Below are 282 nucleotides of genomic sequence, written 5' to 3' on the forward strand. Positions count from 1 at the left end.
GCAACAAAGGTGCGACTGAGCCATCGGGTATTGTTAAAGGGCGAATGGTCACTAGCTATACGTCTTACAATAAAGACCTAGGGGCAATCAACTCTGTTGATGGAAAGGGTTTAGAACTTGATTACTCTACCAAGAAAACTTGGATTGGTTCTCGTAATACTTCTTGGTGCCACCTCCAAACGGAGGCAGCGAGTGGTCTCTATTTCTACAATCCCATCGTAGCTTCTTCGGGTCTAAATATAAATTTGAACCAAACCTTGGATTTTGATGGTAAGACAGGGG

Annotated in this window: 1 protein-coding gene; it reads left to right on the top strand. The window is 43.6% G+C overall.

What is annotated here, in order from left to right:
• A partial coding sequence (locus CBX98_RS26530; RefSeq protein WP_206781407.1) for a hypothetical protein occupies positions 1–282 on the top strand: 282 nt, incomplete at both ends.

It is taken from the genome of Vibrio sp. T9 (genome assembly GCF_003123985.1).
Taxonomy (GTDB): Bacteria; Pseudomonadota; Gammaproteobacteria; order Enterobacterales; family Vibrionaceae; genus Vibrio; species Vibrio diabolicus.